A 16,327-nucleotide genomic window follows, 5' to 3' on the forward strand; every position below is an offset into this window, starting at 1 on the left:
AAGCCATACTTTAAATGTAGGAGTAGATAACAAAGTAAGGATTGCAAAGAAGAGTAGCGAATATATAGGAGAGGATAAGGAGGTGGAGATAGGGGGGAAACTCAATATAAGTATAGAACAAGATGAGAGTAGGAATGTAGGGGGGAATAAGAGGGAGGTGGTGGAGGGAGATGTTGAGTTGGATTCTATAAAAGGCTTAAATTACAGAAGTCAAGAACATATTAATCTACAAGCTATCAATTATATAGATGTATTTGCAAAAGAGAGCTTCTCTACCCAAACAGATAAGCAACACACAGAAACTGCAGATTCTAAATATAGTGAGATTCAAACCAATTATAACGTTAATGCTGGTAACACTATAATTCACCAAGTAGGAGACACTTCTATTACTGCTAAGGGAGATTGTGTTATTATTAAAGCTGGTGGAGTAGAAGTAGTGATAGATTCTAAAGGATTAGTCGTTAAAGGTGGGGAGGTAAAGGCGGAGTGAGGGGTAAAATGGAGCAAAAAATAATCATATTGTTACTATGCAGCCTTATGGGTTATGCTTGGAGTATGCCAATAAAAGAAAATACAAAATCTACAACGCAAACTATTGTATCACTAGATTCTGTATTGGAAAATCTTATCAATAAAGCCACATTAGATTCTGTAAACAACTTGACACAAGAGGAATGCGAAAAGTTGCAATATACCTATAATGCAAATTCGCAAGATTCGCAGAATGATAAGGATTATAGTGAGGAGCAAAGCTGCTACTACGTCGCAATACAGAATCTTAAAACCACTACTGCGGAACTTATAGCTAAAAAACACATAGCCACTGATACAAATTCGCTAAATTCTATTCTGCATTACAAAATCATTGCTTTTTTAAGTACCACAAATTTACAAACTTTGCGTGATACACTAGGCTTTGAAGTAACTTATCATTTACAAAATGTGATAAATATTTGCCATCGTCTTGATGGTTTGGAGTTTGAAGCAAGCTGTAATTTGTATATGCAGATTTTTGATGATTTAGCACGATATGTAGCACAAAAACAGAATCTACCACAAAAAGCAATGCAAGACTATCAAAATAATTTTGAGCAAATCACACAAGACGCACTTGATAGCATAGAGCAAGAACTACCTGATATGCCGTAGTATAAGGAATACAATGCTCCTAGCAGATAATTTTAGAAATATTATTACAATGATGTTATTTGGCAACAAAAATAAGAATCAAGAAATATCCATACCAAAAGATTCGCAAGGTAAAGTATTAGGGAATGGCTATCTCTATACAGATATATTAGAATCTAAGAGAGATAATCCAACAATCAAACCATTTCAAAAAGACACTCAATATAGAATTACAAGCACTTTTGGCAGGAGAACTGATTTAAAAAATAGAGAGCCACATTCTGGTATAGATATATGCTTTTCACAAAGCTTTTCAATGGGAGAATTTACTTACAAAAAACCCCCATTATTTTCACCAATAGATGGGCAAATTATTTTTAATGAAAAATCTTCTTTAAACTCTGTGTATATCATTGATAAAGATAAAAATAAGCACGGATTGTTGCATATGGATGTTGTATTCGTGCAAAATGGACAAACAATCAAGCAAGGAGATTTGGTCGGTATTATTGGCGGAATTGGTAAATCTTTATTAAGCATAGATAATCAACAAGTTAATACTATTTATGATAATGTATTAAAACTTCAAGAAGTGAATTATTTTCAAGCATTTATTGATTTTTTAAAAAATGATTTTACGATATTAGAAAATATCACGGATAATATGCAAATGCAAAAAGCCCAAGAGTTTATTAATAAAAAGTGGCACGAAAGCATTGCAAAACAACATAAAGCATATATAGATATATTGGATAAAAATGGTATTCAAGCTATACATCTTAATACATTATTAAAGCTTATGGAACGCAAAGATTTAGAAAAAGAAAAAGAGCGAATAATAAAAAATGAAATTATTAGGCATCTAAGAAATAAATTTGCCATACATTTGCATTATCAAATACAAGATTCTAAGGATAAGTTACTCAATCCAGCAGTATTTTGGAATACTGCTTATAAGATAAAAGAAACGCATTATGACGAGCAAGATACTATTATTCAAGTAAATGATTTGCATAAAATCTATGAATATAGTTATGATAAAAACTCTAATTTATTAGAGATAAAAACACCAAAAGGCAGACGCTTTTTTCCATATTACACCTCTGAAAAATATTATACGCTCCATAATCCAAGCACAATAAAAGAAAATTTGGGCTTATATTATAATGCTAGAGATGTCGATTCTAAAGAATTTAGAATCTGTGAATATTTTTTACAAGAAAAAGAGAGGCTCAAACAACAAATTTTGTTATATAGGAGATATAAAAATGGCAAAATAGATTCTCAAAATAAAGATAAACAAGATTCACATAATAATTGGTTTCGGGTCATTTCAGGAACTTCAAATTTTAGCAAAACAGAAATAGAACTAGAACCATTTTACTATCAATGGTATAAAAGAGATGGTATATTAGGCACAGCACCAGAACAAAAAATAGAGAATCCAAATGGCACAGTAACCATTAATCTCACTCTTAGTAATCAACAAGGATTTTTGCAAAACACTCCTATTTATATTTATTCATATTTTCATCATAGACTTTATGAAAGTAAAACTGATGAATATGGGTTATTGCGTTTTTGTCTATCATTTGAAGAAAGCAATAAAAGTTTTACTCTTGCCTTGCACTGCCATAAAGAGTTTTTTAATATGGATACTTCCGATATGGTAGGAAATATAACCAAAATAACCCTTGCACCCAGCCATATACAAAATAAAGAATATATTGGATATAAAACAATACAATATATGCCCAAACAAGAATCTAAATCAAACATTAAGGTAGAAGTTATACATAATATGCCTTATCAATATTATTTTGAAAATTAAGACAAATGGTAAAAACTAAAGATTCCACATTTTTAAAGGCTTATTGGGAGAGACAATGAAATTTGTAAGAATATACAGAAAAAGCAGTAAGGACGATATAAACCTAGAGAATGTTACATCAGTATCTTATAATGACGATAAGCTTGAGATACGCATTTATTACATAGGTGGTGGCTATGAGCGTTACAAACTTGAATCTGAGGACAAGCATAACGAAATGTCTGCCACTATATCAGAGGCAATATACAAAGAAAGGGAGTAACACAATGAAAACAATAGTATTTATAACAACTCTCTTAGTTGCTATATCAATAGGAGCACTTATTGGTGGTTGTATGGAGACTAAATCTAAAATCTATTTAACAGAGGAGGAGTACATTTCATCACTAGCTGCAGAAGTACTGATAAAAGAGATGTGTGAGAGAGTAGAGTTACAACAGAAGTTGCTAGAGAGAGCTCTTAAAAAAATTGAAGCAGATGAGAAGTTTTCATACCATAGAGATATATACCTGTTAGACGTAGTCACAAATGATGCTATTTGTCAAGCGTGGAAACGAAATATAACAGAATATACTTGGAGATATAAGATTGAAAAATCTAAAATGGAAGCTTACATAAAAGGAGCTAAACAATGAAAACTAAAATTTTGACAGGATTAGCCATTATGGCTTTAGGAGCAGGACTAGCATTCGGAGATGTAATGTGTAAAGGGGATGAGCAAAGATAGACTAGAAAGTCTTTTTAACCTTAGAGAACTCAACGACATAAAAACTGACTACTATAATAGGGGGACACTCCCCTTATGTTTGTAAATATAGCGATTATGGTTACTCTGATACCCAAGCTTTCAATCAAGGGAACTTTCTATAAATGCTAGACCACTCCCCCACCCCTCCCACTTAACATAAAGGATACCAATGTCTTATCTACAACTGAGTATAGATTCCCTCTCCTTTACTATCACCAAAGCCCATATTAAAGAAAGTTTAGAATCCTTATGGAGAATTGAGTGTGAAGGATATATAGAAAGCTTAGAAGAGAATCCTTTTACTTTAGACTTTTTCAACTCTTCAAGGAAAGACCAAGGGAACACTTTTAACTCTTTCCCACATAAGGAGAGCACTTTAAACTTTCACCCCAATGCTTTAATTAACAAGCAAGCAACCTTTAGAATCAGTAATCCCTACCCTCAAACACATAATACTTCTAAGACTTTAGATTTTACAAACAATCCTGCTTTAAAGTCTTTAAAGGATAATATAAAGAGTAAAAATAAGCATAAAGAAAATAAAGATTCTATCACCTCTTTAAGTTCTTTAGAGAAAGTAAAAGAATATCAAGGGGTTCTCTCCTTTGTAGAGTATCTAGGATTAAATCCTCAAAGTAGTGCAAATGTTTTTCATAGAGGCAATCTTACTCCCTCTTTAAATCATAAGCATTTCTTTAAGCTTACTCTTTGCTCTTCTCTTTATAGAATGTCTTTAAATAAAGCAAATAGAATCTATACCGATAAAAGTGTTATAGAAGTCATACATTCTACACTCAACTTTTACACACACGATTTAATTAAACCTTTGGATTTCTCTGCTATTGCTTTAACTTATCCAAAGTTAGAACTCATTAGCCAATATCAAGAGAGTGATTTAGACTTTATAACGAGATTAGCCCATAATAATGGCATATACTTTTGTGATGTTGCAGGAAGTATTTGCTTTTATGACACAGCACAAAGACACTCTAGTAGAGAACTTACTTTTAATCCTAATGTGAATAACACTTTAAATGAACCTTGCATTTCTAGTGTCAAAAAGCTTCAATCGTTAAGAGTTCATCACTTTAGCCAAAGCAGTGAAAATGCTTTAAATCCTTTTGCACTGCAAAGTTTAAGTCTAAAGAGTGATTCCTTACAACAAGAAGTAGAGCAAGATTCTTTAATGCACTCTTTTAATGAGCATCACTATGTTGGTGAATTCTCTTTTACTCAAAAGAGTGATTTAAAAACTCCCCTTACTTTAAAAGAAAAGAGATTAAGAGTGCTAGAGCAAAGTCTTAGCGCACAGAGTAATATCTATGATTTAACTTTAAATGAATGGGTGCGTTTAAACTTCTCCTCAAATCTTAAGGAGAATAAAGAGAATTTAAAAGATTTTATTATTATAGAAATGGAGCAAGAACTTATTAATGAAGCTTTATTAGAGAATAACTTTAATTCTAATGATAATGCCATTAAAAAAGAGAATGCAAAGCATTTAAAAGAAAGTGTTACTTCTTTAATGAATACAGAGCAGATAAACAAAGGGAATGAAAGCTTTAATCCCCTCACTCAAAATACTTCTAATGCGCTTTTGTGAAGGCTTTGGCACGAATTTTGGCAAAAAGCTTGAAGAAAAATATGGCATTAGCACCACAGAAGTATGATAGGAGTGATTTAAGGGTGGAGGTAAGCCCCCCCCCCACCTAAAACTCTTTAGATTCTTAAAAGCTTAAAATATAGCGCGCTCCGACATTATAAGTATGTGAGCCTGTTTGTTTTTCGCCTGTTACCCTATGATTTTCCAATGTCGTAGAGATAAAAGGCACACGAGCTACAACTTCTATGCCGTGATGTTTGCCAAATTGACTTCTTAACCCAGCATTAAGTGCGACATTAAAGCCTGTTTTGACTTTAAAATCTACATTATCTTTGGCTGCCCAAGTATTTGCACCAACGCCAACACCCACAAATGCGCCGAGATTCACACTTTGGCTTGCCACTACATTATAAAGCATATCTGCATTTACCCCATAATTCATTATAACCTTTGGCTTTGGATCTTTCTTTGCTTCCGCATTTGAATAAGCAAAGTTGATATAATAGCGCATACCAAAAGCGGGAGTGAAAAATGATTTGTATCCAGCAATGCTTTCAAAGCTTAGTCCATCAAGCTTTGTTTTTGTGCTATCAGTTTTTATTTCGCTTTGTCCATACCCTGTGCCGATACCGATAAACAACCCACTCTCTTCAGCCACTCCCACAGAAACTACAAGAGCTAAAACCAAAGCTAAACTTGCTACGCATTTTCCTATTGTTTTCATTGAAACCACCTTTATTGTATATTTGCGTCAAACGCAACCTTAATTTTAGCCCCCCCCCCCCCGATTTTGCTTAAAAGCAAAAGATTTTTTGGGGAAAAGTTAAGTTCTATTTAAAATCGTAACATTATTAAGATGTTGCATTTTTTATATAAATGCCATTTGTGCTGCTCGTTCAAGAAGCTCTTTTGCGCCTTTATCAATGAATTTTTGTGCGAATGCTATTGTAGGATTAAGTCATACTCTTAACATAGGAGCAAGCAATAAACTAAGAGTAGCAAAGGATAGTAGTGAGTATGTAGGAGAGGATAAGGAGGTGGAGATAGGGGGGAATCTCAATACAAGTATCAAACAAGATGAGAGTAGGAATGTATGGTGGAATGTAGGACTACCACATAAACTTGGGTATTATAGCATATAAAATAGAATAAGAGAATGGCACATTTAAATTTGTTCCAAATTTGTTACCATTTATTTTTGTTCCCATTTTTTTGCTGGATTTTTTATATCACTTTGTGATGTTGGTTTTATTGTCTATGAAATTATGGAGCATATAATTAGGAGGAGATGAAAGAAAACTGGTTTTGCTGGAATCTTTTGGGCTTGAGATGGTTTCTTGTATTGCCTCTCAAATATGAGAACAAAATATACTAAAAAAAGATTATAGCAAAAATAGTGAATGATTTTTTAAGTAGAGTTTGCTGTCAAAGGAGAAAATATTCTCTCGCCTACCGCTCTTTGAGCTCATCTAAGTAATCAGCCCACCATTGCAAAAGTGGTCTCATCTGCTCTACATAATCAGCTTTATGTAGATAGGCTTGTGTAACATTATTCCCTACCCTATGATCCAACACAGCCTCTTTAATCTCAAATGGCATGTTGTGCTTGTCTTGGTGCGTATCACAAAGGCTTCTAAAAGTTCCCCTAAAAGAGTGAAGTGTTTGCTTCCTGCCTCTTTTGGCATCTGCAAACCCCATAGAACGCAAAGCTTTATTAGCACTCTCTGACACCATCGGTTTATGTATTTTATTGTGTCCGTGGAATATCCAAACACCCCAACCTGTATTTTTTTTAATTTCCTTTAGAATCTCAATAGCTTGCGTAGGTAAAGGAAGAGAAAAATCCGGGAATGATTTCTTTTTGACTTTCATCTCGCTTCTTGGAATGGTGAGTATCTTTTTCTCAAAATCAATATAACTCCATTTAAGCGTAGCAAGGTTTTCAGCTCTTAAGGGAATAATGCTAACAAACTTTAATGCCGATCGTATAATAGGAGAATGAATATATCCATCAATAGCTCTCAAAAGCTCTCCTAGCGTTGCTTCATCTGTAATTTTCTCATAGTGATTTGTTACTTTAGGTAAAAGAAGTTGTTTTGTGTCAATTTTGAATAGGCAATTTGTTTCTATATATCCGCGACCAAGGGCGAATTGCCATATATTGATACAATGGGTAAAAAGCCTTCTAGCAAGCTCTACCCTATAGTCTTGAATCTTTGCGATAATATGCGTAATATCTGAATGTGCAATATCCTCAATGTGCGTGGAACTTACAATTTTTCTATCAGAATCATATTCTGAAAAATGCGGTAAAAGGTGTAGATCCATCATTTGCCTATTTTTTTTGAGTGTGGAATAGGTAACCTGCTTTTCTTTGAATTTAAGCCATGCTTCTACCACTAGGTGAAGTTGCCCCTCTTTCATTTTTATTTTGGCTGCTTTGTCTAGCTTTTTATTTTCTTGCGGATCAGCTTCTGCTAGAATAAGTTTTTTGTATCCAATAACTTTCTCTCTTGCCTGCTCCAAGGAAACAGATGGATATTGCCCAATAGTAATAAGTTTTCTTTTATCCCCAAAAGAATATCGCATTTGAAATGTTTTTGAGCCCGCAGGAGATACCCTTAAGCGCAATCCATCCCTATCATTTAAGAAGTAGTCTTTCTCTTTTGGTTTAGCCTTTTTAATTTCCGTTTCCGTCATAAAAATCCTTTCTATTGTGATTCATCAAGCTGGAATACGCTATTAACAATACCGCTTACAGCCTCATCTATACCTATGTGAGCTCCGGACATATAGGCGTTAGTGAGTTCTTGGAACTTGTCAGCTGGGAAGCAGTTATCCTTCTCCGGTTTTTGTCCTGCCTTGCAAGATTTGAACGACACTTTGTTAAGATCATCTATACCTAGTGGGGCACAATTATCCTTTGTGGCTCTTTTGCCAAGTTGAGCCATCATACCTTCAGCAAAAATACGAGTTGTTATTTGATCGTAGCAACAATGATGTTTGCGCTTTCTCAAAACTATCTTGCCCACCTTTTCCATATCTTCACTAGAAACATGTGTGCAAAGTCCAAGCGAAATTCGTTTGTTTGTCCTGATATATTCTTGCCCTTCTGTAGGTGTTTTTTGCGCCCTTCTCTCTGCAAATTTCATATCGGTGCAAGTATCCCCATTTTCTTGAAGCTGTTTTAGAGTGTCAATAATGGCATTTGCAATAAAATTATATGGTGTAGGAAGAGCGGAAGCTATCATTTCAGCAGCCTGAACAGCAACATCTACAGGATCAATTTTGTTAGATGGGTCATTGCTATCTTCAGTTAAGCCGGGTAACTCTTCTTTAAGCTCCTCTTCTTTTGGGGATTCGCTCTCTATTGTTGGGTTTGCAAGCTTTGGATCTAAGAATCTCTTGCCATATTTATCCCTAATAATATTAACTGTCTCTGGACCACCACAAATTGTTTCTGCAGCTATCAGTGCATCCTCGCCTTTTAGAGCGTATAGGGCATAAGTCGTTTTTTGATTTGCACTGCCATATTCCTCAACATTGTATCTTGCATAAAAATACTTGTCTATATCAGCAGCAGCCCCATCTTTGTTTTCCATAACTAGTCTTAGTATGCCCAGCTCATTACCATCAATTATCATTGGCACTTTAAATGAGTAGTGAAGCTCATTTACTTCTCTTGTTCCCATTTGCCAAGCCAAAACAGCCTCATAGGTTAATCCAAAACGACCACTCATACAATTTGCATAATCCATAGCAACCTTGTCTTCCTCATCTGTTGCGCCATCAAGCTGTTCATTGGTTAAGATTCCATCAGTAGTTCCTGTTGTCCAAGCTGATTGCCTTTGTTTTTCTTTTTTATCACATATTCCCTTTATCCCCTTGGCATCACAATATTCTTGCAATGCTTTTGCTGCAACCTTGGCAACTACTTGCCAAGCAACCTGATTCATTGCCTGTTTGATAGCGCTTTCAGTAGTTTTTTTGGCTATATTGCTAGCAAATTTCTTGAACCCTGCTTTAAAGGCTGCCGCAGCTGCTTGTGTAGCTTTTGAAGCAATATTCCCAGTTCCATTTGCAAAAGCTTTCCCTCCAGCACTCATTGCATCATCCATTACCCCAGTAGAACCTGCAGAATAACCCATACTCGCATATTTTATAGCCATAGCAATCAATTCCGTTGCAGTTGGCAAAAATTGTCCCTTGTCGCAATAGCTAGCTTCTGCCCCAAAGATGTGTGTTGATGCCTCCATAAGCCCCATTTGCCCCAAAGCTTCTGTAGCCTTTGAGAAGTCGTGGTTTTGCTTATTTGTTTGGACTTTTGGGATTCCACCTAAAAGCTTTTCTAAATCTGGTGTCTCTGAAGTTTGCGTTGAATATTGCCTACAGCCTATTTGCTTATCAACAATAAGGGTGCATTTCTCAGTTACTTTTTTACTTAAATAAATAGTCTTGCCATTTACATCAGTAATAGGATTAAGTAGCTGAGAACTTAGCACTTGACATCCATTGTTGCTACTTCCGCCTTGATTTATAGTAACACAAGCATTTGTAAGTTTGCATTGAGTAGAGCAAGCCTTTTCATCACTGAAGGCATTTTTGCCAAGATCTCCCGTAATTTTATCATTGCCTTGGCACATATATCTATTACCTGTGGATTCGCTCATTATCTCAACTTCAAATTCTCCACTTACCCTGTTACCACTTATGTTCCCTGCAATCTTTTCAACGCTATATGTGACTTTGCTTAAATCTTTAGGATCTTTAACGCTACTATTAAAAACAAGAGAATCTTGTCCTACCTGAATAGTATTTTTTGTTGTTCCTTCCACGGTGAATAAATGCTCACCCTGTCCGCTTCCATTAAGTGGGATAGTGATAGTTTCTTTTTTTGTTGTTCCATCAACATTCATTGCCTCTGTCTCTAGGCTTACTTGAGAAGCATTGTAATTTACACTTGCGAGTGGCGCTAACGGAATCCAGCCTGCTTGTTCGCTTAGTTTTCCATTCTCTGCGGTAATGAGTGTGTATTGCTCATCTCCATCATCCTTTACAAATGCGCCTATTGGCTTGTATGTGCTTTGTCCAGAATTGTAAGCCTCTAGAGCTTTTTGATAAGCTTCTTCATATTGAGCTATTTGTTTTGGTGTAAGCTTTTTAATTTCATCTTGTGTCATAGGCACTTTTTTCTTGCGAGTAAGATGTTCTGCTGTATATGTGCCATTTTCAGTGTTTTTGGTAAGCTTTGAGCTTGTAATCTCAATCAACTTGCTACCATCTCCAAGATCAGTGAGTGTTAAATTGCTCCCCGACACATTAGCTTTTATGCCCTCCTTTTTTATATCGCTTTGCTTCACAGGAACAAATAGCTCTTTTACGCTTATACCATTCAAGTCACTTACTGACAGGGCTTCTACATTAGAGACAATAATTTTAATGCCTGTTACCTTCTTGATACCAGCTAGATCCTTATTTATTTTTGCTAAATCAAGCTTCTTGCCATCTGCAACTTTGGCAATAACAATGCCGTTGCTTTGAGCCCCAACAAACATACATTGCCCCTGCGAAAGGCATTGAGATTCACAAGTTTTTTCGTTTGTGAATGAAGGAATGGCTTCTAATTTGCCATTTCCATTTTTATACTCCTTATATTCCTTGCTTACAGGGCAATAATATTTCGTTGGCTGTTGTTGCTGTCCTTGCCCTTGCCCCTGTTGGTTTTGATTTGTATTTTGTGGGGACGAGTTGGTGTTTGCAGCAATAAGCCAAATAGGCAATAAGACTGATGTAATGATTAGTTGAAGTCTTGACAGCATGAGTATCTCCTTGATTCTACTGATTGCGCATATCCATAGTAAATTCTATTTATGTATGGAAGCGGATATGTTAATTTTTTAGTTGTTGTGATTTTGGTGTCCAAATCAATAATAGTTACGCTACCTATTGAATTTTTCAAGATAAAGTCTCTGTCTCTTGCAACAGGACAAACTGCCCCTGTTGTTGAATGAATACCATACATTGTGCCTCCACCAGCAGGTGAGAGATCATCTTCTGAACAACTTAACCTTTGATTTGTTTCTTGCCCATTTTCATAAAGCTTTGCCTTATCTCCAAGTCTAATGGGTGTCATTTGCCCGGGAAGATTTGTTGTCATTTTAGCAGCAGCAATAACTTCCTTGTGCATTAATCCACCCTCTGTATTAAAGAAATACACCTCATAGTTTGAAGGTGTGGGGAATAAAATAGAAAGTCCTGCTCCAGAGTTAAGGAATAGATTTACCTTGCTTATATTATGATGTCCCCAGTGAGCATTAAAATTGGACCTGTGTCCGTCACAATCGTCATAGGCATATATTTTCCACCTATATGAATGATAGTGCCATTTCCACCAGTTAGACTCAAAATATCCATCAGATGGAAAGTATCCTTCTGATAAAACATCATTAAAACTAGGCTCTTTAATATTTGGAGCACCACAAGATCGCCATCTAAGCTGGAAGTTTGGCGTTCTTAAATCTGGCAACATTTCTATTCTATTGCTTCCAACACTCGCAGATACAGCTGTGGAGCTATACTCATTTGATGAACCTAGAAGTTTGCCCGGCACTATGTCTCCAACAGCATTCCAAGTGGCGTTTGGATTGTCCTTTTGTGCCTTGTCAAAATCAGCCGTTCCTTTTTGGTATATGCCCTGTATAGTGAAACAATTATTTCCTCCAGTGGCTCCGACACCATTGCATATCTGCCCCTGCATTGCATCATTCTTTCCACCTGTTCCATACTCATAAGTCGCATCAATCCCTAGATTTTTGCTCCAGCCCCCTAAATCTTCTCCGCCATCTGTTCTTGTAATCTGCTCTGCGAATAAAATCTCTTGTGAATCTTTAAGCGTAGAGATAAAATTGAGTGTCTTTTGTCCTGAGTTGCTCGTGCAGTTTCCTTGCATCTTGCCTTGAGTCCCGTTATAAGTGCAGAACTCTACACTCTGTTGGCTTTCTTTGTTTTTGCTGATAAGTAAGCCTGTAACATTTACATCCTGTCTAAAATTAACGCTAATTGTGCCTTTTTTAGAATCTGCAGCTGTATTTGAGCGATAACAAGAAGGATCATCTTTGTAAATATCAGTCTCGCCCTTTGCCACATTAACAAATACATCCTTACACACTCTTTCTTGTTCTATATTGTTAATTTTTTCTTCCTTTACTTTTTGGATAATAGGATCGGTGCAAGTCTTAGTTGTAGTTTGCAATGAATCAAACTTACAAGTCACTTCTTGTCTTGTTCCCGGACAAGTTCCTCTAAATCCTTTTAGAGCTCCGTTTGCATCAATAACAGGATTACCTGTATTGCAATACACAACATTGCTTTTTCCAGAGAGAATTTCATCCATTGTGGCGTGTTCTGTTGGTGCATCACCTACATCAAGTCCGGGTAAAGAAGGTGTTTGCCCGCTTCCGCTATTTCCACCTGCGTTATTATTGCCTCCGCCAGCATTGCCATTGCCACCAGTGTTGCCCCCTCCAGTGCCACCGCTTCCTCCACCTGTTCCTCCTGTATTTCCTGCACTTTGACATACAGCAGGTTGCATCATCACGGTTTCCTCTTTAAGACACACTTGATTTAAGTCTATGTTCATTGTTTTAGGGCATTTATAGCCATAGGTTTTGACTTCAAGCTTGGTTTCTTTGAGCTGATTAATATCGCCTCCAGCTGCAGTTACATCATCCACTTGGACTTTTGTTTTTAAATCCCCAAACCCTATAGTATTTGTTAGGGTGCAGTTTTCTTTGACTTTTACAGGGCAGTTATCATAAAAACATTTCTTTTGGAATGGGTTTTGGAAGCAATCTTCGCCTGCGAGCATGTTATAGTAGCTAGTGCAAGTAATAGTCTGCCTTTCTTTATTGTAGATAGCATTTGCCATATGATCTACTTTAGTGCAAACACTCACGACTTTTCCTTGCATTGGCAATTTCATTTTACCCATTAACGCTCTAAAATCTGCGTTTGCAATGCTTTTATCTTTTTTCTCATCATATTCACGCTCAATTCTCCACCAAGGCAAACAAATACGCTCTGACTTCCCACTTGTAGTGTTCATTACTTTACAATCTGCTTTTGCATCGTAATCCCCAGCCCCATAACCAAACTTGAGCGATTGAGTTTTGTTTTTACTGAAATCTTTGTCTGCAAAAATTTCATAATCTGTCAGCGTAGCAGGCATAAATTGCTTAAATTCTCTTATTTCTTGAGAATCAGGCTTAAGGTTGGTGATTGAGCCTTTTGCTGGATCTGCTTTTGCATCATGCCACCAATAAAAGAGATAGCCATTTTCCCCTACATCAGGTTCTCTTGAAGATACATTTGCATAGGCAGAAAGCTGTTTTGAATTACCCACAAGATAGATTTGAATCATTTCCTCACCCATTGTGCCATCACTTTTTAAGTCAATAAGGAGATTCTTGTTGTCAATCTCTAAAAGGTTATAAATAGCGTGAGTTGGAGCAGTTGTCTTTTCTTTTGCGATAAGCTCTTCTGCAATTTCTCTATGAGTAAGCTCTTTGTCGCTTAAAAGAGCATATACAACATAGTTATTTGGTGTTTCATAGCCTTTGAGTTTTGGCTCCTTTCCATTGTTTTGAGCAATAATTTCAGCAGGAATATCCGCTTTTGTTTTTACTTGGACATATATCTCTCCAAGCATCGCCCTAAATGGATCTCTCAAAATAGGCTTACCAGTATTAGGATCTATAATAAACTCACCGCTACCAGCAGCATTCCAATATGCTCTTACTTTTGGCAAACCTTTGATTTGCTCTAAAAGGGCATAGCTGTTGTTTGTGATTTCTTCTTCTAGGAAGTATTTATTTTTCTTTACAGAACCAAGCAAATCATTGTATCGCTTAAACACTGGAGCACTATTGCCTTCTCCGCCTTCAACCCATTTCTTACCATTGAATACTTGGTATCTATTTCCATTATTTATATATTCCGCAAGATTGAAACCTTGGTGTCTATAAAAACCTTTTGCTTGCTTATTTTCATCAAGCAAGAAGTAGTGGTAGCTTCTAAAAGCGTTATCTCTTTTTTTACACTCTTCGGTTCTTTTATCATACTCAGGTGTATTTGGGACAAGATTGTCATAATTACAAGGTGGAAGCGTAATCAAGTCCTTTGAAACGCTCTCAACCCTTACCATTACATACAAGTATGCAGGCTTATCATAAAGTGTATCACTTGGTTTTACCCTTACAAAGAGTTTTTTATCTATCGCTGGTTTGCCATCAGCTGTTTTATTTGCCTCCGTTCTTATTGCATAAGAAGTTTCTCTTTTTTGATTGAGCGGTAAAGAGGCGTTATAGCTTTGGTTTTTAATCATATTGGCAAAGGCTAGAGATTTAGTTTCTTGTTGAATTTTATTATTGTAATCTCCACTTGCATCCGCCATAACTCTTGGGCGAACCGTTCCGGGAACAGCAATACCATTTTTGATGGTTTCTGTAACATTCCCTTCGCCATCATAAACCTTTTCGTTTAAAATGGGGGCATCTTGCTCTCTTGAAGTTCTGCAGCCTGTATTCGTGCAGCCCTTAGAATCTGTAAGACAGCCTTCTTGGAATCCAAAGAATTGAGCCGCATCAATGCTTGGATTTTTAAAGAGGCATTCCCCATTTGTTCTACAAGTTGCTCTACAGCCTTCTTCTGTGGAGAATGTGCCATCATCATTATCCCCAGAGCCAAATGCCTTACAAATCTCTATTGGACCTTCTGGGCTTTGGAGTAATACTCTATCAGATTTAGCACAATTCTTTCTCTTTTCATCTTTGAAGTAGAGATTTTGTGAGCTACATGCAAATCGTTTAGTTTGAGGAATGACAAGCTCTATATCTTGGATTTCTATGAGCAAGTCTTCTTGCTTTTTATATTTTTCCTCAACTTGGAAGCCTAGTTTTAAATCTTTTACCTTTTGAGTGAGAGTATAGCTTTTAGTTATTTGCTGGAGTGGCTTTTTATTGTTTTGGTTAGGCTTGCCATTTGTATTGCCTCCACTATTGCTGCCGGTGTTAGGTTTTTGGTTATTTTGATTAGGTTTGCCTGTATTGCCATTGTTGCTGTTGCCATTTTGATTTTTGTCTTCTTCCTCTCCAGTGGCTGTAATTTGTGCGCCATTTGCCATAACTCTTTTGTATCCGCTTTCATCAGTATATTCAAAGAAAAACAAAACAGGAGCATTGCTTTTTATCTTAAATGTAATGCCTTTTGCCTTTCTCAAGTCTGTAATGGTGCGTGTTACCTCAAAAGGCTTAGTATTGTCTTTATTGAATGTTACCTTACCAAGCTTTTCTATGGTGTCTTTTGAGTTAGTATCTTTAGCACTTTTTACTTCATAACATCTTCCAGCTGTATAACAATTTTTCTCACACGCTTGCTTTGCTTTTGTTGGAGAATTGCCATTATCTGGGCTCCCATAGCTTACGCCATTAAGACTGCATTGATAGTTATAAAAAGATTGCCCTCTTGCAATATAGCAGTAAGCTCTACCTGTTGTAACAGCGGTGTTTCCTATGGATTGTGTTGCTGCCTTTACAGCCTTGTCTATTACGCCACTTCTTTTGACATCTACAAATGATTGAATGCCCGGGTGCTTAATATTAGTGATTTTACCATCAACCATATTGCTAATATCCCCGGAGCTTGCTCTGTCAGCGGCTTGTCCGCCAAACATATTTTGCATAATCTCTTGCGTTTGAAATTCTCCGGGATTTTTTTGTTGCCCATAGATTTTAGATAAATCTTTTCCTGTTGAAATATTGCTTTGTGATGAATTATTGCTGTTGTTGTTTCCACTGCTTCCATTATTACCTGTGTTTGGTTTTCCATTATTGTTTCCACTAGGCTTATTTGTGTTTTGTTGTTGATTTTGATTTTGTTGTTGTGCATTATTGTTTGCATTAGAGCTTGAGAACACCAAAGCTATAACACAAAGACTTGCATATAAAATCTTTTTCAC

Annotated in this window: 10 protein-coding genes and 1 pseudogene; 7 read left to right on the top strand and 4 right to left on the bottom strand. The window is 36.2% G+C overall.

Annotation, left to right across the window (positions count from 1 at the left end; all coding sequences use genetic code 11):
• From LS74_RS08925 to LS74_RS08950, 6 genes and pseudogenes are all read left to right on the top strand, one after another.
• Positions 1 to 493 (top strand): annotated as a pseudogene (locus tag LS74_RS08925) (bacteriophage T4 gp5 trimerisation domain-containing protein); the annotation flags it as partial.
• An 8-nt stretch (positions 494 to 501) separates the two neighbouring features.
• A complete protein-coding gene (locus tag LS74_RS08930) occupies positions 502 to 1,152 on the top strand; it encodes a hypothetical protein (RefSeq protein WP_004087673.1) in 651 nt (216 codons plus the stop codon).
• A gap of 13 nt (positions 1,153 to 1,165) precedes the next feature.
• Positions 1,166 to 2,962: a M23 family metallopeptidase gene (locus LS74_RS08935; protein ID WP_034588573.1), complete on the top strand. Its 1,797-nt coding sequence runs from the start codon at positions 1,166 to 1,168 to the stop codon at positions 2,960 to 2,962.
• A gap of 55 nt (positions 2,963 to 3,017) precedes the next feature.
• The gene (locus tag LS74_RS08940; protein ID WP_004087666.1) at positions 3,018 to 3,224 is read left to right on the top strand and encodes a hypothetical protein; all 207 of its coding nucleotides are present in this window, start codon (positions 3,018 to 3,020) and stop codon (positions 3,222 to 3,224) included.
• Positions 3,225 to 3,228: 4 nt separating this feature from the next.
• Positions 3,229 to 3,597, top strand: a complete 369-nt coding sequence (locus tag LS74_RS08945) for a hypothetical protein (RefSeq protein ID WP_034588570.1) — start codon at positions 3,229 to 3,231, stop codon at positions 3,595 to 3,597.
• 282 nt (positions 3,598 to 3,879) lie between these two features.
• On the top strand, positions 3,880 to 5,313 hold the full coding sequence (locus tag LS74_RS08950; protein ID WP_084584320.1) for a contractile injection system protein, VgrG/Pvc8 family: 1,434 nt from the start codon (positions 3,880 to 3,882) through the stop codon (positions 5,311 to 5,313).
• Positions 5,314 to 5,437: 124 nt separating this feature from the next.
• Here the strand turns inward: LS74_RS08950 and LS74_RS08955 are convergent, their stop codons facing one another.
• Positions 5,438 to 6,037 (bottom strand): outer membrane beta-barrel protein, encoded by a 600-nt coding sequence (locus tag LS74_RS08955; RefSeq protein ID WP_004087660.1) that lies wholly within the window; start codon positions 6,035 to 6,037, stop codon positions 5,438 to 5,440.
• A gap of 199 nt (positions 6,038 to 6,236) precedes the next feature.
• Here LS74_RS08955 and LS74_RS08960 point away from each other — a divergent pair, with 199 nt between their 5' ends.
• Entirely contained in the window at positions 6,237 to 6,455 is a 219-nt protein-coding gene (locus tag LS74_RS08960) for a hypothetical protein (RefSeq protein ID WP_034588580.1), read from the top strand.
• A 307-nt stretch (positions 6,456 to 6,762) separates the two neighbouring features.
• Here the strand turns inward: LS74_RS08960 and LS74_RS08965 are convergent, their stop codons facing one another.
• From LS74_RS08965 to LS74_RS08985, 3 genes are read right to left on the bottom strand one after another with little or no spacing between them, the layout of a single operon-like run.
• Positions 6,763 to 8,013, bottom strand: a complete 1,251-nt coding sequence (locus LS74_RS08965; protein ID WP_084584322.1) for a tyrosine-type recombinase/integrase — start codon at positions 8,011 to 8,013, stop codon at positions 6,763 to 6,765.
• Positions 8,014 to 8,024: 11 nt separating this feature from the next.
• Positions 8,025 to 11,132: a hypothetical protein gene (locus LS74_RS11465; RefSeq protein ID WP_236096895.1), complete on the bottom strand. Its 3,108-nt coding sequence runs from the start codon at positions 11,130 to 11,132 to the stop codon at positions 8,025 to 8,027.
• On the bottom strand, positions 11,111 to 16,327 hold the full coding sequence (locus LS74_RS08985) for a hypothetical protein (RefSeq protein WP_138129057.1): 5,217 nt from the start codon (positions 16,325 to 16,327) through the stop codon (positions 11,111 to 11,113). Before LS74_RS08985 ends, LS74_RS11465 begins: the two co-directional genes overlap by 22 nt.

The organism is Helicobacter magdeburgensis (assembly GCF_000765825.2).
Taxonomy (GTDB): domain Bacteria; phylum Campylobacterota; class Campylobacteria; order Campylobacterales; family Helicobacteraceae; genus Helicobacter_C; species Helicobacter_C magdeburgensis.